Origin of the sequence: Porphyromonas asaccharolytica DSM 20707, from assembly GCF_000212375.1 — a bacterium.
Taxonomy (GTDB): domain Bacteria; phylum Bacteroidota; class Bacteroidia; order Bacteroidales; family Porphyromonadaceae; genus Porphyromonas; species Porphyromonas asaccharolytica.
The window spans coordinates 697412-723340 of record NC_015501.1 but is presented as its reverse complement, the minus strand read 5'-3'; the positions used below and the strand labels follow the sequence as shown (position 1 = coordinate 723340).

22 protein-coding genes are annotated in these 25929 nt (G+C 53.5%); 5 read left to right on the top strand and 17 right to left on the bottom strand.

The window, feature by feature from the left end; genetic code table 11:
- Positions 1 to 57: 57 nt before the first annotated feature.
- The 4 genes from PORAS_RS02890 to PORAS_RS02875 all read left to right on the top strand — a co-directional run bounded on the left by PORAS_RS02890 (position 58) and on the right by PORAS_RS02875 (position 4716).
- Positions 58 to 1713 (top strand): dipeptidase, encoded by a 1656-nt coding sequence (locus PORAS_RS02890; protein ID WP_004330796.1) that lies wholly within the window; start codon positions 58 to 60, stop codon positions 1711 to 1713.
- Between the two features lie 121 nt (positions 1714 to 1834).
- Positions 1835 to 2803, top strand: coding sequence for an ROK family protein (locus PORAS_RS02885; protein ID WP_004330778.1), 969 nt, complete (start codon positions 1835 to 1837; stop codon positions 2801 to 2803).
- A gap of 2 nt (positions 2804 to 2805) precedes the next feature.
- On the top strand, positions 2806 to 3339 hold the full coding sequence (locus PORAS_RS02880; RefSeq protein WP_013760123.1) for an NUDIX domain-containing protein: 534 nt from the start codon (positions 2806 to 2808) through the stop codon (positions 3337 to 3339).
- A gap of 57 nt (positions 3340 to 3396) precedes the next feature.
- Positions 3397 to 4716: a replication-associated recombination protein A gene (locus PORAS_RS02875; protein ID WP_013760122.1), complete on the top strand. Its 1320-nt coding sequence runs from the start codon at positions 3397 to 3399 to the stop codon at positions 4714 to 4716.
- 115 nt (positions 4717 to 4831) lie between these two features.
- On the opposite strand, the gene PORAS_RS02870 is transcribed toward PORAS_RS02875, so the two are convergent.
- Both PORAS_RS02870 and glgP read right to left on the bottom strand, forming a co-directional pair.
- Positions 4832 to 6301, bottom strand: coding sequence for a metallophosphoesterase family protein (locus tag PORAS_RS02870; protein ID WP_013760121.1), 1470 nt, complete (start codon positions 6299 to 6301; stop codon positions 4832 to 4834).
- Positions 6302 to 6513: 212 nt separating this feature from the next.
- Positions 6514 to 9087 carry an alpha-glucan family phosphorylase gene (glgP, locus tag PORAS_RS02865; protein WP_013760120.1) on the bottom strand — a complete coding sequence of 858 codons (2574 nt, stop codon included), beginning with the start codon at positions 9085 to 9087 and terminating at the stop codon, positions 6514 to 6516.
- Positions 9088 to 9717: 630 nt separating this feature from the next.
- Between glgP and PORAS_RS02860 the strand changes: the two genes are divergently transcribed.
- The gene (locus PORAS_RS02860) at positions 9718 to 10740 is read left to right on the top strand and encodes a hypothetical protein (protein ID WP_013760119.1); all 1023 of its coding nucleotides are present in this window, start codon (positions 9718 to 9720) and stop codon (positions 10738 to 10740) included.
- A gap of 148 nt (positions 10741 to 10888) precedes the next feature.
- On the opposite strand, the gene PORAS_RS02855 is transcribed toward PORAS_RS02860, so the two are convergent.
- The 15 genes from PORAS_RS02855 to PORAS_RS02785 all read right to left on the bottom strand — a co-directional run bounded on the left by PORAS_RS02855 (position 10889) and on the right by PORAS_RS02785 (position 25663).
- Positions 10889 to 11737, bottom strand: coding sequence for a 3-hydroxybutyryl-CoA dehydrogenase (locus tag PORAS_RS02855; RefSeq protein WP_004330794.1), 849 nt, complete (start codon positions 11735 to 11737; stop codon positions 10889 to 10891).
- A gap of 56 nt (positions 11738 to 11793) precedes the next feature.
- On the bottom strand, positions 11794 to 12573 hold the full coding sequence (locus tag PORAS_RS02850; RefSeq protein ID WP_013760118.1) for an enoyl-CoA hydratase-related protein: 780 nt from the start codon (positions 12571 to 12573) through the stop codon (positions 11794 to 11796).
- 15 nt (positions 12574 to 12588) lie between these two features.
- A complete protein-coding gene (locus tag PORAS_RS02845; protein WP_004330776.1) occupies positions 12589 to 13599 on the bottom strand; it encodes an electron transfer flavoprotein subunit alpha/FixB family protein in 1011 nt (336 codons plus the stop codon).
- A gap of 1 nt (position 13600) precedes the next feature.
- Entirely contained in the window at positions 13601 to 14386 is a 786-nt protein-coding gene (locus tag PORAS_RS02840) for an electron transfer flavoprotein subunit beta/FixA family protein (protein WP_004330805.1), read from the bottom strand.
- A gap of 27 nt (positions 14387 to 14413) precedes the next feature.
- Positions 14414 to 15553, bottom strand: a complete 1140-nt coding sequence (locus PORAS_RS02835; RefSeq protein WP_004330777.1) for an acyl-CoA dehydrogenase — start codon at positions 15551 to 15553, stop codon at positions 14414 to 14416.
- Between the two features lie 92 nt (positions 15554 to 15645).
- Entirely contained in the window at positions 15646 to 16314 is a 669-nt protein-coding gene (locus PORAS_RS02830) for a 3-oxoacid CoA-transferase subunit B (RefSeq protein WP_004330803.1), read from the bottom strand.
- Between the two features lie 55 nt (positions 16315 to 16369).
- Positions 16370 to 17167 carry a lysine 5,6-aminomutase subunit beta gene (kamE, locus tag PORAS_RS02825; protein ID WP_013760117.1) on the bottom strand — a complete coding sequence of 266 codons (798 nt, stop codon included), beginning with the start codon at positions 17165 to 17167 and terminating at the stop codon, positions 16370 to 16372.
- On the bottom strand, positions 17164 to 18735 hold the full coding sequence (gene kamD / locus PORAS_RS02820) for a lysine 5,6-aminomutase subunit alpha (RefSeq protein ID WP_013760116.1): 1572 nt from the start codon (positions 18733 to 18735) through the stop codon (positions 17164 to 17166). The genes kamE and kamD overlap by 4 nt, the downstream gene beginning before the upstream one ends.
- On the bottom strand, positions 18722 to 20125 hold the full coding sequence (gene kamC, locus PORAS_RS02815; protein ID WP_013760115.1) for a lysine 5,6-aminomutase reactivase ATPase KamC: 1404 nt from the start codon (positions 20123 to 20125) through the stop codon (positions 18722 to 18724). The genes kamD and kamC overlap by 14 nt, the downstream gene beginning before the upstream one ends.
- Positions 20122 to 21138 (bottom strand): lysine 5,6-aminomutase reactivase subunit KamB, encoded by a 1017-nt coding sequence (gene kamB / locus PORAS_RS02810; RefSeq protein WP_004330770.1) that lies wholly within the window; start codon positions 21136 to 21138, stop codon positions 20122 to 20124. Before kamB ends, kamC begins: the two co-directional genes overlap by 4 nt.
- A 53-nt stretch (positions 21139 to 21191) precedes the next feature.
- Complete coding sequence (gene kamA, locus PORAS_RS02805) at positions 21192 to 22457, bottom strand: lysine 2,3-aminomutase (protein ID WP_004330773.1); 1266 nt, start codon at positions 22455 to 22457, stop codon at positions 21192 to 21194.
- Between the two features lie 92 nt (positions 22458 to 22549).
- Positions 22550 to 23593 carry an L-erythro-3,5-diaminohexanoate dehydrogenase gene (gene kdd / locus PORAS_RS02800; RefSeq protein WP_004330801.1) on the bottom strand — a complete coding sequence of 348 codons (1044 nt, stop codon included), beginning with the start codon at positions 23591 to 23593 and terminating at the stop codon, positions 22550 to 22552.
- A 65-nt stretch (positions 23594 to 23658) separates the two neighbouring features.
- Positions 23659 to 24486: a 3-keto-5-aminohexanoate cleavage enzyme gene (gene kce / locus PORAS_RS02795; RefSeq protein WP_004330807.1), complete on the bottom strand. Its 828-nt coding sequence runs from the start codon at positions 24484 to 24486 to the stop codon at positions 23659 to 23661.
- A gap of 31 nt (positions 24487 to 24517) precedes the next feature.
- Positions 24518 to 24910 (bottom strand): 3-aminobutyryl-CoA ammonia lyase, encoded by a 393-nt coding sequence (gene kal, locus PORAS_RS02790; protein WP_004330786.1) that lies wholly within the window; start codon positions 24908 to 24910, stop codon positions 24518 to 24520.
- A gap of 108 nt (positions 24911 to 25018) precedes the next feature.
- Positions 25019 to 25663: a CoA transferase subunit A gene (locus tag PORAS_RS02785; protein WP_013760113.1), complete on the bottom strand. Its 645-nt coding sequence runs from the start codon at positions 25661 to 25663 to the stop codon at positions 25019 to 25021.
- Between the last annotated feature and the right edge of the window lie 266 nt (positions 25664 to 25929).

Below are 25929 nucleotides of genomic sequence, written 5' to 3'. Positions count from 1 at the left end.
GATTCCTTCTTTTATATACTGCACATATCAATCCTAACAATATAGTAATCAAGAACTATGACAAAGAATGCACTGACTAGGCTATTAGCCCTACTCACTACACTTCTACTCCTAGGCACGAGCCAGAGCTACGCCTGCACAGGGCTACTCGTTGGCAAGAACGCCTCCGCCGATGGATCGGTGATGATCTCTTATAGTGCTGACTCACACACGCTCTATGGTGAGCTATACTACTGGCCAGCTGCCGACCACGCTCCTGGCTCTATGAGACAGATCACTGAGTGGGACTCGGGCAAGCCTCTCGGACAGATACCCGAAGTAGCACACACCTACGCCGTCATCGGCAATATGAATGAGCACGCACTAGCTATCACTGAGTCTACATGGGGTGGTCGTGAGGAGCTGATGGATCCTAATGGCTTGATGGACTATGGTAGCCTGATCTATGTAACCTTGCAGCGCGCTAAGACGGCTCGTGAGGCTATCGAGGTGATGACTACACTGGTCAAGGAGTATGGCTACGCTAGCTCTGGTGAGAGCATCTCCATAGCTGACAAGAACGAGGCATGGGTCCTTGAGATAGTCAGCAAGGGTAAGTACGGCAAGGGCGCCGTATGGGTCGCTATGCGTATCCCTGACAATGCAATCTCAGCACATGCTAACCAATCTCGTATCCAGCAGATCAAGTTCAACGATCCTGAGAACTGTCTCTACGCTCCCGACGTAATCGACTTCGCTCGTGAGAGAGGCTTCTTCAATGGTTCGGATCGTGACTTTAGCTTCCAAAAGGCTTACAACCCCTACACACCAGGCGGTCTACGTGGCTGCGAGGCGCGTGTGTGGGCTTTCTTCAATAAGTTTAGCGACAACATGAAGCAGTACGAGCGCTTCGTCATGGGTGATGAGAAGGCCTCCAAGCCTATGCCACTCTACGTTGTCCCCAACCGCAAGCTCTCTGTCGCTGACGTACGAGACATGATGCGTGACCACTACGAGGGTACACCGATGGATATGACTAAGGACGTAGGTGCTGGTCCCTACGCTGTGCCTTACCGCTGGCGCCCGATGACCTTCGAGGTAGATGGTCAGACCTACGTCAATGAGCGTGCGATCGCTACGCAGCAGACCGGCTTCGTGCTAGTAGCTCAGCTTAGACCCAACCTGCCTGACGCTTTCAGCATCTTGTGGTTTGGTGTAGATGATGCGAACACGGCTGTCTTTACGCCCGTCTACTGCTCTTCACTACGCACGCCTGAGTGCTACCGTGTGGGCAATGGCGATATGATGCACTTCTCCTGGACAAGCGCTTTCTGGATCCACAACTGGGTCGCCAATATGGCTTACGCGCGCTATGCTCCTATGATGAAGGATATTCGTCCCGTACAGCAGCAGCTGGAGCAGAGCTTCGACAAGATCGTCTCGGAGATCGATCAGCAGGCTCTAGCCATTTACAAGCAAGACCCGATGAAGGCTCGCGAAGTCCTCACGACCTTCTCCTGTGAGACCGCTGACTATGCGACACACCGCTGGAAGAAGCTCGGTGAGTACCTGCTCGTCAAGTATATGGACGGGAACATGAAGAAGGAGGAGAACGGGCAGTTCAAGACCAATGGCTATGGTCTGAGCGATATGCCTTACTTCCCTGGCTACGACAAGGCCTACTACGAGCGCATCGCTGAGACTACAGGCGATCTGCTCAAGATCAATGAGTAAGTCCCAGAAGCAGTATATGTAAATACAAAGTGGGCAATGCTAAGTAAGCGAGACTACTCCTCTAGAGGGACTGTTGAGCTACTAAGCATTGCCCACTCCTTATATTATATAGAGTAACAATATGTCACTATACTTAGGCATAGACATAGGTGGAACCAACACAGAGCTAGGCATCGTCGATGAGGAGGGACAAATAGTCTCCTCGCAGACGCTCTCGACGAAACAATGCGGAAGCCTCTTCTCTGACTACATCGAGGCGTTGAGCCAGCAGATAGCGCAAATGATCGCTAACCCAGCACTAACAGATCGGGTCGTCGGCATAGGCATCGGAGCGCCGAATGCCAACTACTTCTCAGGTTGTATCGAAGAGGCGGTCAACCTCCCCTGGACTGGCAACACGCCTATCGTTGCTGATCTCTCGGCTCGTACAGGACTACCCGTCGTCCTAGACAACGATGCCAATGCGAGTGCGCTCGGCGAGCATAGCTACGGCGTGGCTCGTGAGCTAGACCACTTCGTCGAGATAACCCTAGGCACAGGAGTAGGTAGCGGTATCTATGCCGATGGTCGTCTCATACGAGGTTACCAAGGCAAGGCGGGCGAGCTGGGACACATGGCTGTGGGTGAGCCTCATCAGCGCTGTGGCTGTGGACGATACGGGTGTCTCGAGGCTTCTGTCGCAGCACCAGCCGTGGCGCGGCGTGCCGTGAGCCTTAAGAAGCTCTGTCTAGAGCAAGGCATGTGGAGCGAACTCTGTGATATACCTGATGAAGAGCTAACCAGCAAGACTGTAGCAGAGGTAGCTCTAGCGACAGGCGACTCATTAGCTCGACAAGTCTTCGAGGAGACGGGAGAGATATTGGGACGCGCCTTGGCGCAGTTCGCTTGCTTCTCAGCACCACAAGCATTCGTTCTCTTCGGCGGCGTAGCACGGTGTGGTGACCTGCTCCTGCAACCGGCGCGCAAAGCCTTTGACGAAGCACTACTCCACATCTACAGAGGCTCTATCGAGATCCTCCTCAGCTCACTCCCTAAGGGACAAGCTGCCGTACTAGGTGCTGCCTCACTAGCCCGCGAACGAGCCCTATAAGTATGAGCCAACGCGAGACCTTCGACTACTGTCCGCGCTGTGGCGCTGACCGCTTGGAGGCGCATGGCATCAAGGCGCAGCACTGTCAGAGATGTGGCTTCACCTACTACCACAACCCCAGTGCTGCTGTGGCACTCCTCGTGCGGGATCTGCGTGGGCGACTACTCGTAGCGACTAGAGGCAAAGAACCCGCCAAGGGGACGCTAGACCTCCCAGGCGGCTTCGTCGACAAGGGCGAGACAGGAGAAGAGGCTGCGCAGCGAGAGCTATACGAGGAGAGCGGGCTACGACTCCCGACGGAGCAATTTGTCTACGCTTTCTCTCTGCCCAACAGCTACCTTTACAGCGACTTCCTCGTGCCGACGCTAGATCTCTTCTACATAGTTCAGCTACCGAGCGAGATGCCCACCGTACGAGCTATGGACGACGTGGCGCAGCTCAGCTGGCTCACACCCGCAGAGATCGACCCGTCACGCTTCGGACTAATATCTATCCGCCAAGGCATCGCTCGCTACCTATCCTCCCTCGCGGACTGACCTTTCCCCTACAACAGTCAAAGGCCAACAGCCAACCTTTTTGTACATTTGCACTATATGTCAGTAGAGCAGATACCGCTAGCGGAGCGGATGCGTCCTAAGACGCTCGAAGAGTATGTCGGACAGTCTCACCTCGTCGGTGCGAATGCCCCGCTACGCGTTATGCTCGAGCGGGGGCACATACCCTCGATGATCCTATGGGGACCACCAGGCGTCGGCAAGACGACCCTAGCACGGCTCCTCTCTCAGATGATGCAGTGCCGCTGCTATAGTCTCTCGGCCGTAGGCTCTGGCGTAGCCGATGTGCGCAAGACCCTGCAGGAGGCAAAAGAGGCGCAGTCAGGTCTCTTCTCACAGCATCAGGGACGGCCCATCCTCTTCATAGATGAGATACACCGCTTCTCCAAGTCTCAGCAAGACTCCCTGCTAGCAGCCGTCGAGCAGGGGGTGGTGACACTCATCGGAGCAACAACGGAGAACCCCTCCTTTCAAGTGATCCACCCGCTCCTCTCACGCTGTCAAGTCTTCGTCCTCAAGCCTCTAGAGCCTAGCGATCTCTCCCAGCTCATCGACCGAGTCTTCGCCACCGATCCGCTCTTCTCTCGCTACCAAGTAACCCTAGAGGGTGCCGACCGTGAGCTACTCATCCACCTCGCAGGGGGTGATGCCCGCAAGCTGCTCAACCTCCTCGAGATGACCCTCTCGATGGCACTCGAGCAGCACCCCGACGAGACCGCCGTACAGTTGACCGGCGAGGCGATCGCTAGCGTAGCACGCCAGCAACCCGCCGCCTTCGATCGTGATGGCGAGCTACATTACGACATCGCCTCCGCATTCATCAAGAGCATACGAGGTAGCGATCCCGATGCAGCGCTCTACTGGATGGCTCGCCTCATCGAGGGAGGCGAAGAGCCTCGCTTCATAGCGCGTCGTGTGGTCATCTCAGCGGCCGAAGATATAGGCTTGGCAAACCCGCAAGCACTCGTCGTGGCTCAGGCTGCTGCCGATGCGGTCGACTTCATCGGATGGCCCGAGGGACGCATACCGCTCGCCGAGGCAGTCGTCTACCTCGCAGCATCGCCAAAGAGCAACTCCGCCTACCTCGCCATCGATGCCGCCCTCGCCAAGGTGCGTGAGACGGGCAACCTGCCAGTCCCGCTACATCTGCGCAATGCGCCTACGAAGCTCATGTCAGACCTCGGCTATGGCGTCGACTACCGCTATCCGCATGACTATCCCAAGCACTACACACGGCAGCAGTACCTACCGGACGAACTCTCCGATGCGCAGTTCTACACGCCACAACAAGTAGGACAAGCAGAGCGCACGCTCAGTAGTTACCTCGACTTCATCGATCAAGAGGAGGAGACTAAATAATCTCCAGTAGCGTGTGCAAAGATAACATAGCGAACGATCGAGTCTAGCGTTCTAGTGCACGCAACATCTGTCTGTAGCCTGCAAGCGTTGTAACAGAGCCTCAAGCGAAGCGCCCCTAAGGCTTGCTCTTGGCAAGTCTTTGTCGATCCAAACGAGCGGTGTGATCGTAAGGCAGCGACACATTGTTGTCCGACTCAGAGGTGTCGTATAGAGCCGTCTCAAAGAGCTCTATCTGCTGAGTTAGCGATGGTACCAATCCTTGGATCAGTCCCTTCGTCTGATCAAAGAGATCCCCCGGATACGGCTCCGTCATCCTGGCCGTACTGTCGGGATTGTGATGCAGGCCCCGCTCGTCACCTTGCAGGTGATTTGCATAGATCTCCATAAATAGAGGCTTTAGCTCTGGTATCGCCTGCTCTATTACTCCCTTATAAGGAGCTATAACTGAGGCACTATCCTGACTCTCTAGATGCTCCGTGAGGAAGCGTACCAGATCATTCATGCCAAGCTCTAGGTGCTGATAAGCGTAATCTTGTAAAGAGATCGTCCCTTCCGAAGCTCTATGAGAGGGCATCGCTAAGGCGATCTGACGAGAAGATATACGTAGCTCTGTCGGGGTGACCTCGACCAAGCGATATGGACAGGGATATGTGACTGTCGATCCAGTCTCTATGTCATGTATGACACTCTGATTGTAGCTCTTAGCAGCGATGTCCTGAGCATGAAAGTGCCCCGTGAAGACATATTGCAGTCCAGCCTCAGCGAGTCGCTCTGCAATGCGATCATAATCCTGTATCAGATACTCCTTAGCCAGTAGCGACTGCCCCGGGAAGTGCTCCACGATGCCATGATGCATCATCGCTATGACCTGCTTGCCCTGAGCATTGGCTTGTCGCACTTGATCCTCGATCCACTGGACGCGCACCTCATCAAGACGCCCAGCCGTCGTAGGGTAGTTGTTGGCGATATTGTCATCATACTGACAAGCATCGATACCGATGACACGTAGCCCTGGGAGCGGCTCTGACACGTAGCAGAGCGCCGGGCCTCGCGAGATGCTTGAGGAGGAGTCATACCCGTATGGCGCCATAATCTGGACGAACTGATCGGGAGTGACATGCTCCGTAGCAGTCGTATGATCCCCCAGGTAGATCTGAGCAAGGGGATTGTTAATGTCATGATTGCCCGGCACGACAAGTACCTTGATACCAGCCGCTGTGAGTCGATCTAGCCGCTGCGTGAGGTAGCGATAGCTAGCCAGCTCACCATCCTTCGTTAGGTCTCCACAAATGAGGAAGAGATCAGGACGTATCTCTAGAGCTTCTTCTATTAATTGATCAAAGATCTGTACACTCTCAAGGAGTAGCTTGCGATCGCTACGTAATGTCTCCTCAAAGGCAGGTCCCTCCTGAACGACTAGCTCAGGAGCCATAATGTGCGGATCGCTACAGACGAGGAGCGTGTACTGCGACTGCATACTGAGCGGGGGACGCTCAGCCCACCCCTCCAGTGGATGAGCTAGCAAGATGATGGCGCTGATGAGTAGCGTGACGAGTCGTGTGAGGGATTGTGCTTTTTGTTTCATAGTCGATTGCGATATATTGCGTTTCCTAGATTGTCTACGCAAAGGTATCGTCTGTCGATTGCCCTATCGTTGTCTTTTTGCTACCAATAGGTTATCATGAGAGGTCCTGAATAATAGCAGAGGACTCAACCGCTCCCATTCAGCGATTGAGTCCTCTTGTTATTTATTCCGCCCTAGCTATGCGACCATGTCCAACAGTCAAAGGGCATCACTCAGAAAGAGATCCAGCGGACGTAGGCGAAGTCCATCAGATGAGTCAGCTCTGGCAGATAGGGACGCAGACGCACCGCTATCTGGTACTTGCCAGGCTGAGCCGATGGCACCGTCAGCTCATAGGTGCGGATCGTCCCCATGCGTGGCATCACCTCGTGGAAGAGATCCTTGCCCACATAGCGCACTTCGCCGGTCAGCTCGTCCCGCGTCGTGACAATCAGCTCGGCAACGATATCGGCCTCAACTTGCCCCGCATCGATCGTCACCCTAAAGGTCGGATCACTACACTGGCCATCGTAGTTTGGCTCTCGCATGACCCCCTCGAAAGTCGCCTCCTGCACGGTGATCGTATCCCACGTGGCAGCCACCTGCTGCTTCCAGGCAACTATATCACGAGCCTGCTGGTATCCCTGATGCTCTAGGAGCTCGGAGCGTACGGCCAGCTTATTGTAGAGGCGCTCGTAGTAGTCATCTAGCATGCGGCGCATCGTAAAGTGCGGCGCTATGTAGAGCATCGAGCGCTTGATATAGTCTACCCAGCGATCCGAGCAGCCAGCGGGCATATCGGCATAGTACGTGGGTACGATCTCCTGCTCTATGAGGTGGTAGATCGTCATCGCATCGAGCTGATCCTGCAGATGCGGATCGGTATAAGTATGCTCTGCCGAGAGTGCCCAACCGGCGTCCTCCTTGTACCCTTCGTACCACCAGCCATCCAGCACAGAGAGGTTGAGGACACCATTCATCTCGGCCTTTTCGCCAGAAGTACCAGAGGCCTCCATGAGACGTGTCGGGTTGTTGAGCCATACATCGACGCCCGGGATAAGTGTCTTGGCGAGCTCTATGTCATAGTCTGGCAGGAAGATGATCTTACCGACAAACTGCGGCATGCGGCTCACCTCTACGATACGCTTGATAAGCGCCTGGCCACCACCATCAGCGGGGTGCGCCTTGCCCGCAAAGATGAAACGGACGGGGTGCTCTTCGTTGTCTAGGATCTTTGCCAAAGCCTCTAGATCCTCAAAGAGCAGGTGAGCACGTTTGTAAGTAGCGAAGCGGCGTGAGAAGCCTATGTAGAGGGCGCGCTCCTGTAGCTCGTCGAGCGTTGCCTTAGCAAGCTGGGGCGGGAGCCCTATCTGTCCATGAGTCTGTATGATGGTATGCTGTATGTGCTGTATCAGACGTCTCTTGAGTATCTGGCGTATCTGACGTATCTCTTCACTTGGCACGCTCATGATCTTGGCCCACATCTCCTCCTGAGACTGATGGTTTAGATAGTCAGCACCGAAGTGACGGACGAAGAACTGCTGCCACTCAGGCGCTGCCCAGGTAGGCAGATGCACTCCATTCGTCACATAGGTGACATGGCTCTCCTCGGGGAAGAAGCCCTCCCACACGGGAGCAAACATACGCTTCGACACATCGCCGTGTAGCTTACTCACGCCATTGGCCTCCTGAGAGGTGTGTAGCGCTAAGACGCTCATAGAGAACTTACCACCGCTCCCGTGGCTATCCTTGCCCAGCTGGATAAACTCATCACGAGAGATCCCCAGACGACTATAGAAGGGCAAGAAGTAACGATCGATCAAAGCATCCTCAAAGTAGTCATGCCCTGCTGGTACAGGCGTATGCACCGTATAGAGAGAAGAAGCGCGTACCACCTCCAGCGCTACATCAAAGGGCAAGCCCCTATCCTCCACCAGATTGACCAGTCGCTCCACATTCATAAAGGCCGCATGCCCCTCGTTCATGTGGTACACATCGCACGTGATGCCGAGCTGCTTGAGCAGCATCGTACCACCGATACCTAGGAGGTACTCCTGACGGAGTCTATTCTCCCAGTCGCCACCATAGAGGCTGTGGGTGATGCTCTTCGCCAGATCCCCATTCTCAGGCACATCAGTGTCCAGCAGATAGAGCGACACGCGACCTACCGGCACGCGCCACACCTGACAAACGACAGGCAGTAAAGCCATTTCTAGTTGTAGCGTCAGTCGCTCGCCATGCTCGTTGAGTACCGGCTCGAGGGGAAGGTTGTGAAAGTTTTGCGGCACGTAGTGCGCCACCTGATTACCACTCGGGTCGAGACTCTGTGTGAAGTAGCCGTAGCGGTAGAGAAGCCCCACAGCGGTGAGCTGAACGTTGCTATCGCTCGCCTCCTTGACATAGTCACCCGCGAGGATGCCTAGGCCACCAGAGTAGATGTGTAGCGTATTGCTAATGCCATACTCCATGCAGAAGTAAGCGACCGAGGGGCGCGTCTCATCGGGACGCTCCTGTAGATAGGTCTGCAGCTCATCATAAAGAGCCTGCACCTCTGCGAGGAAGGCGCGATTCTGGCAAAGCTCCGCTATGCGCTCAGCCCCTAGGAGGTGAAGCATCCAGCGAGGATTGCCATCAGTCTGCGCCCATAGCTCGGGATCGATAGACTGAAAGAGTCGTATAGCGCGTGGTTGCCAAGACCACCATAAGTTCATCGTCAGGTCCTTGAGCGATTGCAGCTCTGTGGGGAGATTAGACTGGCTGTATATCTCTGTCCACTGCGGTGGATTACTCTTGTATTGTGGTATCATTTGCGTCTGTTCTATAGATCTAGTTACCTAAAGACACTGCGAAGGTACGACTATTTCGTGCAATGGCTGTTACGCCACACTCTCCAGAAGGTTTGTTTACATCCTTGGAAATTGCATTAGTGGGTGGAATGTACGTCGCTACAATAATTTAGAGCCTATTACATATCGAGGCGGCGCCGTGTCGGGGAAAAGTGATTTCCACGTGGATATTCCAAAATATCCAGGTGGAGAATTTTCATTTTCCAGGTAGGGAAGAAAAAATTCTTCGGAGGAATCAAATGAAACTTCGGAAGAAATGAATGACGCCCACGTGGAAAATAAAAAATATCAACGTGGAGAATTGAGATTTCCCACGTGGATATTCGAGAAAGGAGGAAATCGGACGAATTTCCCCGTAAAGATATGTAAACAGAGGTTAGAGGGCAGAGCGATTATGATGCGTCAGCCCTGAGGGCGGGAGCAAACACTTTGCACATTTAGTGGAAATCGTGTAACTTGCGGACGTAAGTACATAAGCTCGCACTAGTGCAGTGCTTTACAACGACTTGCCTTGTGGTATCACTCTCCTGCACTAGGTACGACCAATAAATACGCTGAGAATCCACAAACTATAACCTAACCACGACAATTATGAGACGTATCACCAGCCTAATCACAGCTACATTAGTTGTTCTCATCTCTAGCCTCTGGGGCCTATCAGCTCAAGAGACCCCGCCCACCCCAAAGACGCATCCGACCATCCCCACCATACAGGCGGGAGCCAAATGGATGGTCTACAAGGTTACCTTCGGTATATACTGTCAGACTAGTGAAAAGCCTGAACATTGGAACTACTGGAACTCTAGTACAGATCAATACGCTCTGACGAAGCTGGAGACAATAGATGGTAAGACCTACTTTGTCTTAGGTGATGAGACAGACTACGGCTACGCCTACACCTACCTGAGAGAGGATCTACCTGGCGGGAAGATCTATGCACGACACAAGAGTGGCGTCAAAGGAGGGGAGAAAGGTGAAGTCCCTGAGTATGTGCTCTGGGATTATAACCTCAAGGTGGGAGATCAAGTTACTCTTTACGACATTGATGGGTCGACAGCGCAGCATGACTTTACGAAAAGTCGATACACACTAGTCGTCTCAGCTATTGAGACCAGGCACCTATATGATGCTGATCGCTTAGTCTATATTATGAAGGATATGACGGGTATCCCGCTGCCATCTAATGAAATTTACTGGATAGAGGGCATCGGCTACTCCTTTGGCTTTTTATTTACGGGTATTAGGACTGAAGAGAGTACTGGAGGCTATGGCTACGAGACTCGCATACCCCTATGCTATACAGCACCCAATGGTGATGTGTACCACTTCCACCACTCAGGTATCTGTGAGGCTGTCAATGGCTTTACAGGCAATAAGACGATTGAAGCGTCTAAGACTACACCTCTGGATCTGCAAATCTCTAGAGATCAGCTAGGCTTGACCATACGTGTAGCTGATGGTAAGCATCATAATCTGACCATTTATCGTGCTGATGGCACGAAGCTCGTGGAGGCGACTACCTTTGTCGAGAGCTATGATCTAGCCTTGCCAATGGCTTCTGGGGAGAAGATTCTCATCGTAGTTGATGATGAGACTATTCCTTACGTCTTATAAGACTATTGACTTTTGCAACAGTCTCTTTTTACAAACCAAACGAGGGAGTATCACCACTGCTGGTGATACTCCCTCGCTGGTAAAGGTGTGTGGCTCTAGTGCTTAGCTTTGGGCTTGATGCGGTAGAGCGACCACTAGGGGGGAGTGACTACTTCTTAGAGTAGTCGTAGAAGCCCTTGCCACTCTTGCGGCCGAGCTGTCCGGCACGAACCATCTTGCGGAGCAAGGGATGTGGACGATACTTGGGATCGGCGTACTCATTATTGAGCACCTCCATGATGGCTAGGCATACGTCTAGACCGATGAAGTCGCCCAGTGCGAGCGGTCCCATAGGATGATTAGCACCGAGCTGCATAGCGGTATCGATCTCCTCAACGGTGGCTACGCCATCGGCATACTCACCGATAGCCTCGTTGATCATCGGGATGAGGATACGATTGACTACAAAGCCTGGAGCCTCGCTCACTCTGACGGCTGTCTTGCCGAGCTTCTCACAGAGCGTGAGGGTAGCCTCAAGGGTCTCCTCAGAGGTGCACTGACCACTGATGACCTCGACGAGCTTCATGACAGGTACGGGGTTGAAGAAGTGCATACCGATGACCTGCTCAGGACGCTTGGTGACGCTGGCTAGCTCGGTGATGCTGAGCGAAGAGGTGTTTGTAGCGAAGATTGCTGAGGGCTGTACGAGACCATCGATCTCACGAAGGATCTCCTTCTTGACCTCCATCTCCTCAGAAATAGCCTCGATAACGAGATCAGCCTGAGCGATGTCGGCATAGTCTGTCGTGACGGTGATGCGTCCGATGATCTGCTCAGCGTCTTCAGCGGTCATCTTGCCCTTCTCGACGAGACGATTGAGCCCTTTGTTCATACGTTGCATAGCACGGTCTAGAGACTCGTTGCTACGTCCTTTCATCGTGACGGCGAGACCCTTCTGCGCCATCGTCTGCACGATGCCTGCACCCATGGTGCCATTGCCTAATACGACTATATTCATAGAGTTATTGGTTTAAATAGAGCGTGCCACAGGAGTGCGACACGCTCTAGTAAGTTTTAGAATTGTGGTTTGCGCTTCTCTAGGAAAGCGGACATACCCTCGCGTTGCTCGGGATGTGCGAAGGCGTTGCTAAAGAGATCGTTCTCAATGGCAATGCCTGTATCAATATCACTCTGCAGCCCCCTATTGATAGCTCGCTTAGAGATCGCTACGGCGTGTGGTGACTTGCTCGCTATCTCCTCAGCCAGCTCGGTCACGGTGGGCATGAGTGCGTCAGGCTCTACGACACGGTTGACCAGTCCTAGAGCGAGTGCCTCATCTGCCTTGATGACACGTGCGGTGTAGATGAGCTCCTTGGCGGCGCCTGCCCCGATGAGACGGGGTAGACGCTGTGTGCCACTGAAGCCTGGGGGGATGCCTAGACCGACTTCGGGCTGACCAAACTTAGCCTTGTCACTGGCGATGCGTAGGTCGCACGCTAGGGATAGCTCGCAGCCACCACCGAGTGCAAAGCCGTTGACCGCGGCTATGACGGGGCAGTAGAGCAGCTCTACCTTGCGAAAGACACGAGCACCACGCTCACCGAAGGCGAGTGCCTCCTGGGGCGTTAGCTCTGCCATCTCGGCTATGTCAGCCCCCGCAACGAAGGAGCGTCCGGCTCCTGTGATGACGAGGACGCGCACGGTGCGCTCCTGAGCGATCTGATCGATGACGATCTCTAGCTCACTGAGTACCTGCGTAGAGAGTGCGTTGAGCGCTTCGGGGCGATCGATCGTTAGGGTACCGATCTGCCCATTGGCACTGACACTATAATGTATGGTCTGGAAGTCTGTCATGACAGTGTGGAGTGTTTACTTCTTATTAGCTTGAAGCGTCTTGAGACGCTCCGTGAGGACGGGCAGCACCTTGTGCAGGTCACCTACGATACCGAGGTCGGCTACCTGGAAGATGGGAGCAAACTTGTCCTTGTTGATGGCAATGATATACTCCGACTCCTCCATACCAGCGAGGTGCTGGATAGCTCCTGAGATACCGCATGCGAAGTAGATGTCAGGACGTACGGTCTTACCGGTCTGTCCGACCTGTCTCTCATGCCCGATGATACCAGCATCGACCATAGCACGTGAAGAAGAAACCTCAGCCTTGATGGTCTGTGCTAGAGCCTTGAGCTTGTCAAAGCCACCGTCGGTACCTACACCACGTCCGCCAGATACGAGTACGCTAGCCTCGGTGATGTCGACCATGTTCTTGGTCTCGTGCTTCTTGCTCACGAGGCGCACCTTAAAGCGACGCTCGTCAAAGGGTACCTTGACCTCCTCGACCTCGCCTGTACGTGTCTTATCGTCAGCCTTGCGACGCATGACGCCTGGGCGTACGGTAGACATCTGAGGTCTATTCTGATCGCAGACGATGGTCGCCATGAGGTTACCACCGAAGGCGGGACGAGTCATCATGAGGTTGCGATCCTCACCGATCTCAAGTGACGTACAGTCTGCCGTGAGACCTGTGCGTAGACGTGCCGAGAGACGTGGAGCTAGGTCACGCCCGATGGTGGTAGCACCAAAGAGGACGATCTCAGGCTTGTAGACGGTGATGAGGTGATAGACAGCCTGTGCGTACTGCTCGGTGACATAATCTTTAAGATTGGGATCATCGACGAATAGCACACGATCAGCACCTGCATGGATGAGCTGGTCGGCTAGTCCCTTGACCTGATAGCCACATAGGATGGCAGTGACCTGCTCGTTGATCTGATCGGCTAGCTCACGTGCCTTGCCGATGAGCTCAAAGGCTACATTCTGGATGACGCCCTCGCGTTGCTCAGCGAAGACTAGAATTCCTTTATACTGTGTCTTATCCATATCAGATGATGAATTTCTCTTTAAGTTTCTCGATAATCAAATCAGCAGCCTCCTCAGGTGTCAGCTCCTCGTAGAGTGTGCCCATAGCCTTGGCACCCTTGGTGAAGGACTTCTTGACACGCGTGGGAGAGCCCTTGAGTCCTAGACGCTCCTCCTCGACGGGGAAGCTGTCAGCCGTCAGCGTAGTGATCTCCTTGTCGAAGGCGGTCATGATGTCGCTGACATTCATATAGCGAGGCTCGTAAGCAGATGCTAGGAAGGTGAGCATACAGGGTGTCTCGACCTCTAGGATTTCGTGTCCCTCCTCGACATTGCGCATGACGGTCAGGGTGTTCTTGCCATCATAGTCTACATGCTCTACGTAGGTGATCTGAGGCAGGTCTAGCTGCTCAGCGATCTGAGGACCTACCTGTGCTGTATCTCCATCGATAGCCTGACGTCCTGCGAGGATGATATCGTAGTCAAGCGTCTTGAGTGCATGAGAGATGGTATAGCTGGTGGCGAGGGTATCGGCACCTCCGAAGCGACGATCTGAAATGAGGTAGCCCTTGTCACAACCCATAGCAAATGCCTCACGGATGATAGCGGTAGCCTGGGGCGGACCCATGGTGATCACGCTGACCTCAGCGCCATACTGATCCTTGAGGAGCAGAGCCTGCTCGAGTGCCCCCTTATCGTCGGGGTTCATAATGCTGGGTACGCCATCACGGATCAGAGTGCCCTTGACGGGGTCAAGCTTGATCTCAGTGGTATCGGGTACCTGCTTGATACATACTATAATCTTCATATGTCTAATAAGTGTCCTAAGGGGTCATTACTTGAGTAGGTGCGCTGCGATAACCATACGCTGTACCTCGCTGGTACCCTCGTAGATCTCGGTAATCTTAGCATCACGCATCATACGCTCTACAGGATACTCACGGGTGTAGCCGTAGCCACCGTGGAACTGTACAGCCTTTGTCGTCATATCCATAGCGGTCTCAGCGCAGAAGAGCTTAGCCTCGGCTGCCTCTAGGTTGTAAGAGAGACCGTTGTCCTTGCACCACGCTGCACGACGTACGAGCAGGCTAGCGCAGTCGATACGAGCCTTGAGGTCTGCTAGCTGGAACTGGGTGTTCTGGAACTTAGCAATGCTGCGACCGAACTGCTTGCGCTCCTTGGTATACTTGACAGTCTCGTCCATAGCGCCACGAGCGATACCGAGTGCCTGAGCAGCGATACCGATACGGCCACCATCGAGGGTGTGCATGGCTACCTTGAAGCCTCCGCCCACCTTGCCTAGGAGACGATCCTTGGGGATGCGACAATTCTCCATAATCAGCTCGCACGTAGCAGAGCCGCGGATACCGAGCTTGAGCTCATGCTTACCTACAGAAAAACCGGGGTCGTCCTTCTCAACGATAAAAGCGGTGATGCCCTTATTGCCCTTGCTCTTGTCCGTCATGGCAAAGATGATATAGACGTGAGCATACTCAGCATTGGTGATAAAGATCTTATTACCATTGAGGATGTAGCACTCTTCCTCCTCGACAGCAAAGGTCTGCTGTGCGGAAGCGTCTGTACCAGCGTTGGGCTCCGTGAGACCGAATGCACCGATCCACTCACCTGAAGCTAGCTTAGGGAGGTAGTGCTGCTTCTGCTCCTCTGTACCAAAACTCATGATAGGATCACAGCAGAGTGATGTGTGAGCAGAGACGACAACGCCTGTGGTAGCACAGACACGGCTGAGCTCCTCGACAGCCATCGTGTAGATCTGTACGGTAGAGCCTGCGCCTCCGTACTCCTTGGGAATGGGGATACCCATGATGCCCAGCTTGCTCATCTTCTGAACAGTCTCAATGGGGAAGCGCTCCTGCTCGTCGATCTCTGCAGCGAGAGGCTTGACCTCTTTCTCTGCAAACTCTCTGATCATTTGCAAGAATAGCTCCTCTTGTGGGGTCTTACTAAAGTCCATAGTTTGAAATATGATTGTCTATAATAGTGTGTTGTTGGCTTGATAAGGCCTGTCGCCCGAAGGCGGCAGGCTCTAAGGGTAGTGTCGTAAGACTACTGACGCATGGGCTTGACATCGTCCACGTAGTGTAGCGTAGCCTCTGTGGCTGCCTCTATCTCCTCACGTGTGACGCCGTCACGGATCTCTGTGACGTAGAGTCCCTGACCCTTGCGTACCTCGATGACGCATAGCTCAGTGATGATGAGGTCTACCTGACCAGCTGCTGTGAGCGGCAGAGTACACTTCTTGAGGATCTTAGCTTTGCCCTTTGCAGTGTGGGTCATAGCAAGGATCACCTTGCGTGTACCTACGAGCAGATCCATAGCACCACCCATACCGGGGGCGAGCTTGCCAGGGATAATCCAGTTAGCTAGGTCACCAGCCTCATCGACCTGTAGTGCGCCGAGGATGCTTACATCCACGTGACCTCCACGGATGATCCCGAAGGAGGTAGCACTGTCGAAGGTGGCAGCCTCTGGCACAGCGGTGATAGCACCACCACCAGCATTGATCCAAAGGGGATCCTCCTCGCCTGCTGCAGGAGCACCACCCATACCGATCATACCATTCTCAGACTGTAGCATCACATGCACGTCTGGCTTGAGATAGTTGGGTACCATCGTGGGTAGACCGATGCCGAGGTTGACGACATCGCCATCCTTTAGTTCTAGGGCTACGCGCTTGGCGATAACCTCTCTGACTTGATTCTTGTCTAGTTCCATATCGTATTATACCTTGATTTATATTACTTCTTACTTTGTGGAGCCGAGCGGGGCTTTACTTACCCGCAGCCTCTTTGCGACGCACGATCTCCTGACAGATAAACGAAGCCACATCGTCGGCAAAGGTATTGGCGCCAAAGCCAGCGTCAAAGCCTAACTCCTTGGCCAGCTCGTGCGAGATACGTGGACCGCCACAGATGACGATCATCTTGTCGCGTAGCCCCTCAGCCTCGATGAGCTCGATGAACTCGGTCATGTTCTTGATGTGTACGTCCTTCTGCGTGACCGTCTGGGAGATGAGCAGTGCGTCGGCATGCATCTCGATACCCTTGGCGATGAGCTCTTCGTTGGGCACCTGGCTACCGAGGTTGTAAGCATCGATCATGTCATAGCGCTCTAGGCCGTAGTGACCTGCGAAGCCCTTCATATTCATGATCGCATCGATACCTACCGTGTGCGCATCGGTTCCCGTGCTAGCTCCTAGCACCACCAGCTTGCGCCCGATGTGTGTGCGGATGTACTCGTCGGTCTCCTCCATGCTCCAGGTGGTCGACTCGACCTTGGGCACGTAAATGTTGGAGTAGTCAACCGTATGGGTGCAACTACCATAACAATTGAAGAAGGTAAAGCCCTTGGTCAGCTCCTCTGAGAAGACAACCATCGGGTTTTGTAGTCCCATCTCCTTGAGTAGGAGCTTAGCAGCCTCCTCGGCCTCAGCCCCCTTAGGTACAGGCAGCGTGAAGCTCAGCTGTACCTTACCATCGTTCATGGTGTCGCCGTAAGGCTTTACTTGCGAAAGGTCGAGGGTACGGTCGAAGTCCTTCGCTTCCATTGAATATAGTCCTCCACTCATAGCTTGCCTTGTATCTTACGGTTCTTCATTAGTTCTAGTGTCGGGTTGTAGTAGCGCTCGCTCTTTGGCTTGACGCCGTCCAATCCACGTCCTCCATCGAGAGGGCGCTTGATATCTGCAAAGATACCCTTAGAGAGCGCGGTAAAGAGTCCCTCGCCCTTGATCTCCTCGAGGAGGTCTAGTGTCTTGTCTAGCACCTCACGAGCACGGCTCTGGATGATACCACCCTCCTTAAACTCAACCTCGTCGCCGATGGAGCGCATATTGTTGAAGATGTAGCGCGCATTCTCGATCGAGAGGAAGCGGTCGCTCATGAAAGGCGTGTGGATAGCCTCCGTCGGCATACCGAGGAGCTGTAGTCCCTGATGCGTCCAGATACCTATTATATTAAAGAGTGCATCCTGTATGTGACCACGGAAGATATTTCCGGTCATAAACTTCGTAGGAGGCATATACTTGAGTGGAGCCTTGGGGAAGATCTCACGGGTCATCTGAGCCTGCGCCAGCTCGAAGAGGAAGCCGTTTTCGGTCATCGGATCCATCTCGAAGGCGTGTCCTAGACCCATCTGCTCCTCCGGGAGTGCAGCTCGTAGAGCAAACTGCTCATTGATGAAGTCAGACGCTAGCACCGTGTGTGCCTGCTCGATAGCATCAGCCGTCGTGAGGTAGTTGTCCTCACCCGTATTGATGATGACGCCGGCAAAGCCATTGATCACACGACTCGTGTACTGGTCGATGATCGTGCGCTGCATGTTAATGTCTCGGAAGAGAATACCGTAGAGGGCATCGTTGAGCATGACGTCTAGTCCCTCGAAAGCGCCCATGATAGCGATCTCTGGCATACAGAGACCAGAGCAGTAGTTACAGAGACGTACATACTTGCCACGCTCCTCACCGACCTCGTCAAGCGCCTTGCGCATGATGCGGAAGTTCTCCTGTGTCGCATAGGTACCACCGAAGCCCTCAGTCGTAGCACCGTAAGGTACATAGTCGATCAAACTCTGTCCCGTAGTACGGATCACAGCGATAATGTCAGCACCCTGTCGTGCCGCTGCCTGCGCCTGGATCACGTCCTCGTAGATATTACCCGTAGCGACGATCACATAGAGGTAAGGCTTAGGTCCCTCACCGATCGTCTTGAGGTAGTTCTCACGGCGCTCTCTATGCTCGACGATGCGCTGCATACCCTTGAGGATGTAAGGCTCTAGCACGTCGGCTATCTCCTCAGGCGTGCGTGCCGGATAGTGCGTTAAGTTGATCTCGCCACGAGCTACTCCTTCAGCGATCTGCTGTGGATCCAGGCCCGTAGCCAGCATTGCGTTGGCAAGGTAAAAGAAAACTCCGTCTGAGAGAGCCTCCTGCTCCTTGAGATGTGTCACGACGACGTTAGGCAGAGGCACATCATGCTCGTCTACTCCGTCAATCCCGACGAAGCGACAGAGCGTGCGCTCGACCGTCACAGTCGTATAGCGGTCAACAAAGCTCTGCACCTCCTCGGCGATCGTGCCGGCGGCATTGCGAGCCTTGTCCACTTTGGCAAAGTCTATACCTACTTTACTTGTCTTCATTCTTTGTTGCTAAGTTCTTTTCGCATAAATCTAATAGCTCCCTATCCATGCCTAGTATCTCTGCTATGCGCAGAGCCTCGTGAGGCGCATCGGTCTGGGTGTCGTGTATGAGAGAGTAGTCGATACAACGATTGAGCTGGTTGATCTCGAGTGGCTGTCGTAGACGCTCCTCTACGAAGCCGCGTACTCTCCATCTGTGGCATCGCCCCAAGATGCCACTATAATGTGTCGTGATGATAGCTCGCACAGCATACTGAGCGAAGAGCTGTACGAGGGCACTCACCAGAGCGTGTCCCTCCTCGGGATTGGTCGTGCGTGCGGGCTCATCAATGAGTGCTAAGACCTGCTTACCCTCCTTGACCGACTCGATGATTCGGTTCAGACGTAGCATCTCGGCACCATAGGAAGAGAGCCCCGACTTGATATTTTGATCATCTCCGATGGAGAAGATCACCTCATCGACCGGGACCAGCTGTGCCTGCCGTGCTGTCACATAGCAGCCAAACTGCATGAGACACTGCGCCAATCCTATCGAAGCGAGCAGGACGCTCTTGCCTGCCATATTAGCTCCTGTGATGAGCGTAGGCTGATCCGTGTAGGAGATCGTCACTGGCTGGAACCTATCCTGTCGCTCAGCTAGGTGATGAGCCACCTCTGGATGTATCAGGTCTGTCAGATTACTCTCGCCAGAGCGCATAGGTTTAGGACGACAGCAGCCATGCGCCAAAGCCCACTGAGCGATGGCGTGGAGCTTGTCAATCTGCGCCAAAGCCTCTAGAGCCTCCTCTATCTGATCAGCATAAGGATGCAGCGCCTCGGTGAGTCGCTTCCGTACGCGATCCTCTTCGATAGCGCATTGGACAGCTAGCTCGTCTCGCTCGGTCTCTTCGGAGGTGCGCTCCATCTGCTTGCGTAGCGAGCGCAGCACAGCACTGTAACTATCGCTAATATAGAAGCTCGGTAGTCGCTCCCCGTCGATATCCAGTATATCCACGACCTCAGTGAGTGTGTGGCACTGTAGGATCTCCAGATGATACTGCTCGGCAAGGCGACGCACCTTCTCCTCGATGAGTGCGAGTCGCTTGATCTCAAAGAGGTCGATGTCGCTACAGATGACCTGAGGCTGTCTGATCGTCTCGATCGAGCCCGAGACATTCATCAAGTCGCAGAGATGTAGTGCCACTTCTTGCATACCCTTCTGCTGCTCATGGTCAGAGAGATAGGCTATGTAGCGGGCCACCTCATCTAGTCGCTGCTCGATAGTCTCCACTTCACTACTCCAGAGCGTAGCCAGCATAGCCATACGTCCTGGAGAAGAGTTGAAGTGCATCTCCTCCACGACATAGCGCACTCCGCTTATTTGGTCTATACAACTACGTAGATCTTTCATAGCCTTCTAACATCATATACAGGTACCCCAAGAGCTTCTGATAGACGCCCACACATACGCTCACTATCTAGTCGATAGCCCGAGGGGGCTAGCGGGTTGAAAGTGACCGCCATGAGCTTACTACTATATAGAGTCTTTATCTCCCTGCCAGTAGCTAGATAACTCTGTACAGCTTGTCCCGATGCAAAGATACGAGTAAAGTCTTTGACCACAAGCTGTCGGTGCCGCTTTATGAGCCTCAACTGATTCAGCAGTTTGTCACTGACCACGCCTGGCACGTAGAGCATATCGCCCTCAGCCAGCCAAGTCGTGTCACGCCACATGTCGGGGGTAAGCGCAGAGGCAAAGCCTGGATCTACGATAGCCCCCTCATTCGTTAGGAGACGAACGCCCTTGTCCACCTCAGCAAGCTGCTCAGCAAGCTCCCTGTCGGCCAGCTGTGGCAGACGGATCAGACGCATCAACTCACGCATACGCTTGATCAGCTGCTCAGGCTGAGCCGAGTAAGCACTACCCGTGGCGAGCACCATCCCCTCGGCTACCGAGGGAGATGCTAGCGAGAGACGTGAGAGCGCTCCGTCGATGAGTGTCAGATCAACGCCCTCCTGACTCATCCTGGCGACTACACGACGCAGACCTCCCGTCGAGGGGGGACCCGCTATGAGCGTCTTGCCGATGCCTCGTGCTCGTGCATAGATAAGCCGCCCGATCGAGGAGGAGTAGATGCGATCAATGTCAAATATCTCGGCTGGTAAGAGCTTCTTGCGAAAGAAGTTCTCAGCCGTCACAAAGCGCATCCCGTTGTGCAGGGTTATCTCTGGCTTGTCTGTCTGTGTCACCTGATCACGTAGCTCTCCATCGATGCCAATTGACGTCAGCGCCAGCTGCAGCTCTGGGTGGCGCTCTCGTAGCGCGCCGAGGATGTAGTTAAGACTTTCCGTCTTGCCCACATTCTTAGCAGTCCCTACGATAGCGAGACTCTTGAGCTGAGCTATGTTTGCGATGAATGGCATCAGTCGATAGTTTGATCTAATAGGAGAGCTACGTAATCAAAGGCGTGAGGAGCTTATCCCTTGTGGGCTTCGCGCCACTTACGGCTACGCTCCTTGCGGTCGAGATGATCAGGAGCCATAGAGAGCTGATCGCCTGTGAGTAGCCCGTAGACCCCCTCGTGGCGAGCCTTCTTACAGTCAGGGCACTGACAGGGCTCCTCCTTGTAGTCCATCGGCTCTGTGTAGGTCGTGATGACTCCCTCATAGTTGCGCAGCACCACACGGTGAGGCGACTGAGAGATCACATAGGTCGGCATGACTGGGATCTTGCCACCACCACCTGGCGCATCTACGACGAAGGTAGGTACAGCATAACCCGACGTATGACCACGTAGAGCCTCGATGATCTCGATACCCTTGGAGACAGGCGTACGGAAGTGTGAGATACCCTGCGAGAGGTCACATACATATATATAGTATGGACGTACGCGCATCTTGACTAACTCATGGACGAGGTGCATCATGATCGAGGGGCAGTCGTTGATACCACGCAGTAGCACCGACTGATTACCTAGAGGTATACCAGCATTAGCCATACGCTCGCAAGCCTCACGGCTCTCGCGAGTTACCTCGTTGGGGTGGTTAAAGTGCGTATTGAGCCATATAGGGTGATACTTGCTCAGCATCTGTACCAGCTCAGGCGTGATACGCTGTGGACATACGACAGGTGTGCGTGATCCGATACGGATGATCTCTACATGAGGGATAGCACGCAGGCGCTGTATGATATACTCCAGCATCTTATCGCTAACCATGAGCGCGTCACCACCGGAGAGGAGCACGTCGCGTACCTCAGGTGTCTGCTCGATGTACTCGATACACTTCTCGATGCGCTCCTTAGGAGAGGCAGCATCCTTCTGTCCGGCAAAGCGACGACGCGTGCAGTGGCGACAGTACATAGAGCACATATCGGTAATCAGAAAGAGCACACGATCAGGATAGCGGTGCGTCAGTCCAGGCACGGGTGAGTCCTCATCCTCGCTCAGAGGGTCTAGCTGATCCTCTGGGCTTACGTGTAGCTCATTGATCGTGGGGATCGACTGCTTACGTACAGGATCGTTAGGATCATTGGGGTCGATCAAGCTTAGGTAGTAAGGCGTGATAGCCATACGGATCGTCTTGAGCGACTCACGTACACCCTCCTCCTCCTCGGGAGTTAGTTTGATATACTTCTTGAGCTGGTCTAGCGTCTCGATACGGTTACGTACCTGCCAGTGCCAATCATTCCAATCAGCGTCAGATACTTCGGGAAAGAACTCCTTTCTTCTGCTTTCGTTCATTGTATGTGTGATTGATAGGGGATTGAATTTCGATGTATAAAGAGTAAGAGACTAGAGCGTCTTGGATACGCTCTAATCTCTTATCAATTTATTTAAGCATATAGCTCAGTGAAGATCTTGCGTAGAGCCTCACACTCACGCAGCTCCTGTAGCGTGATCTCTGCGTGACCCTTGGTATAGCCGTTACCTACGATCATCGTCACATCCTTGCCGACACCCTCTGCGCCTAGAGCTGCCTTGGTAAAGCTCGTAGCCATAGAGAAGAAGTAGACAACACCATCATCCTTCGTACAGAGGATACTAGTCATCTCCGTATCGGTGATGTTGACATTGTTGATCGTAACATCACACATCTTGCCGTCGGTGAGCTTCTCGATCTCCTCCATGACAGGTACAGGCTGTGTCGCATTGGCTGAGAATACGTAGTCGCAGAAGCCGAGAGCCTTCAAACGATCCGTACTACGCTGTGAGTGGCATAGTCCGATGACCTTACCCGTGACGCCAGCACGCTTCTTAGCCTCGTAGCAGCAGAGCATACCGCTCTTACCACCAGCACCGATGATGAGAACCGTGTCGCCTGGCTTGACCAGCTTAGCCACCTGAGCAGGAGCGCCAGCTACGTCTAGAGCTGAGAGTGCGAGGTTCTCAGGTAGATCTTCAGGGATCTTAGCGTAGATACCGCTCTCGAAGAGGATAGCCTTGCCGTCAATGTCGACCTGGTCAATGTCGGGACGGATATCCTTGATCTTGTCGATGCGTAGAGGAGTCAGTGAGAGTGATACGAGGGTAGCGATCTTGTCGCCTTCCTTGAGGTCTATCTTACCCTTGAGTGCATCACCTATCTTCTCGACAGTGCCGAGGAGCATACCACCAGAGCCTGTGACTGGGTTGCGGTGCTTGCCTTGCTTCTCGACGATGCCCATCATGATCTCGGCGATCTTTGCCTTGTCGCCACCAGCCTGCTCCGCTATCTGCGTGAAGCTAGCTGAGTCGATGTTTAGCGTCTGTACATCGATGAGGATCTCGTTGTCATAGATCTCATCCATGTTGTTGTCGATCTTGTCTGCGGGCTGTGGTAGTACGCCCTTAGGAGAGATGACACGATGCGTGCCATACTTGTTTCCTTTCTTCTGCATATAAAAGTTGATATGATTGATTGTGTGATTGTATTAGTAAATAGGGGGGGGGAATCAATATCCTTTTAGTGGCGAGGAGCCAGCGAAAGGATCTGACGAGCCTCAGCAGGGTTAGCGATCTCACGACCTAGCTCATGAGCTATGCGTGCTGCCTTGGCGACTAGCTCGCCATTGCTCTTAGCGAGGACACCCTTAGAGAGATATAGGTTATCCTCAAAGCCGACACGTACGTGACCGCCCATGCCGATAGCAGCTGCTGCTAGTGGGAACTCGTGACGACCTATACCGGTAGCTGTCCAGGTAGAGCCTGCGGGGATGTTCTTAACGAGCCAAGCGAGATTGTCAGCCGTAGCGGGCGTACAGCCGAAGACACCTAGCACGAAGTTAAACTGCATAGGATCTCCAGGCACCTCACCTCTCTGAGCGAGACGCAGGATGGTGTCTAGGTGACCCATCTCAAAGCACTCGTACTCAGGCTTGATCTTGTTTTCGATCATACGCTTGCCGAAGGCACGCATCATGGGGATCGTGTTTTCGAAGACATCATCGCCAAAGTTACACGTACCGCAGTCTAGCGTAGCCATCTCAGGCATCAGCTCTGTAGGCTGTAGACGCTCCTCAGCGGTCATGCCTACCGCACCACCCGTCGAGGGGATGATGATCACATCGGGGATCACCTTGTAGATGGCATCTAGGGCTTCCTTAAAGCGCGCCTTAGACTGTGTCGGTGTACCATCGTCCTCACGGACGTGGACGTGGATGACAGCGGCTCCAGCATCGTATGCGGACTTAGCCTCACGAACGATCTCATCGATTGTATAGGGGACAGCGGGGTTCTGCTCTTTTGTTACCTCGGCACCGCAGATCGCTGCCGTTAGGATTAGTTTATCCATAGATAGTTACTGCTTTAGAGAGATGTATAGATTAAGACTTGCGCTGGCACTTCTTAGGTACTACGCAGGTACCATGAGCACGACATACGACGACAGGCTCCTCAAGGACATCTGCTGCAGAAGCACTGATGTCAGTGCGTGGAGCGATCACCTTGCGTGCCTCAAACTGCATCTGGCGTGATGAATTACCGACCTGGGTGATCTCACCGACAGCCTCTATATAGTCTCCAGCATATACTGGAGCGAGGAACTCGACCTTGTCGTAGGCGCAGAAGAGACCCTCATCGCCATCTTGTATAATGAGTAGCTCAGTAGCCACATCGCCAAAGAGCTGTAGCATCTTAGCACCATCTACGAGGTTACCACCATAGTGCGCATCAGCACTAGACATACGTAGACGGATCATTGATTTTGGATTTGCCATTGTTTTGGGGATATTAAAGTGATTGATTGATCAGAGCCTGCGTTCAGGAGAGCCTCTCTAGAAGCTCGTACCACATCACTCCGATATTGTATAAAATCTCTGTACGACTTACTCAAAGATGTAGTCCACAAAGATACCAGAGGTGTGTACCGCCTCGGGGCTGATCTGCCCTACGGGAACGATCTCGTCAATCTCAGCGACGACGCAGTCAGCAGCCATAGCCATCAGAGGCTGGAAGTTTTGTGTCGTGCCCTTGTAGACTAGGTTACCGGTCTCGTCACCGACAGTACCCTTGATAAAAGCCATATCAGCACGTAGCGGCAGCTCGAGGAGGTAGTCCTGACCGTTGATATTGATCACCTTCTTACCATCGGCAATGATCGTACCTAGGCCCGTAGTCGTTAGGACGCCACCGAGACCGCAGCCACCTACGCGGATACGCTCAGCGAGTGTACCCTGAGGGCTAAACTCGACCTCCAGCTCACCATTGTTCATCTGCTCAGCGGTCATCGGGTTCGTACCGATGTGAGAGACGATCAGGTGCTTGACCTGCTTATTGGCGATGAGACGACCACAGCCACGGTCAGGATAAGAGGTGTCGTTGACGATCATCGTGAGATCCTTGACCCCACTCTCGACCAGCACGTCGACAATACGCTCAGGAGTCCCATTAGCGAGAAATCCCCCGATCATGATAGACATACCATCGTGCAGCTTAGCTTTGAGTCCTGCTTTATCGATTGATTTTTTCATAGATCTATGTGTTTATATATTTTGAACTTACTATCGTAGATTGTTTTTGGTCGCTCGGAGCACCAGATCGTAGCACCGCTACGACACAGCTACTGTGGCGTGAAGCCTGCACTTACCCTCTAGGCACAAGCATAGCGTCAGAACCGCTCGGAGTAAGAAGGATCCAAGCAATTCCCCGCCTAGCGTACTCTGCGTGACACCATGAGTATCAGCCTTTATGTAGCCATCGTCGTACAACTCTTCAAAGGTACGAATATTTTGCGAAT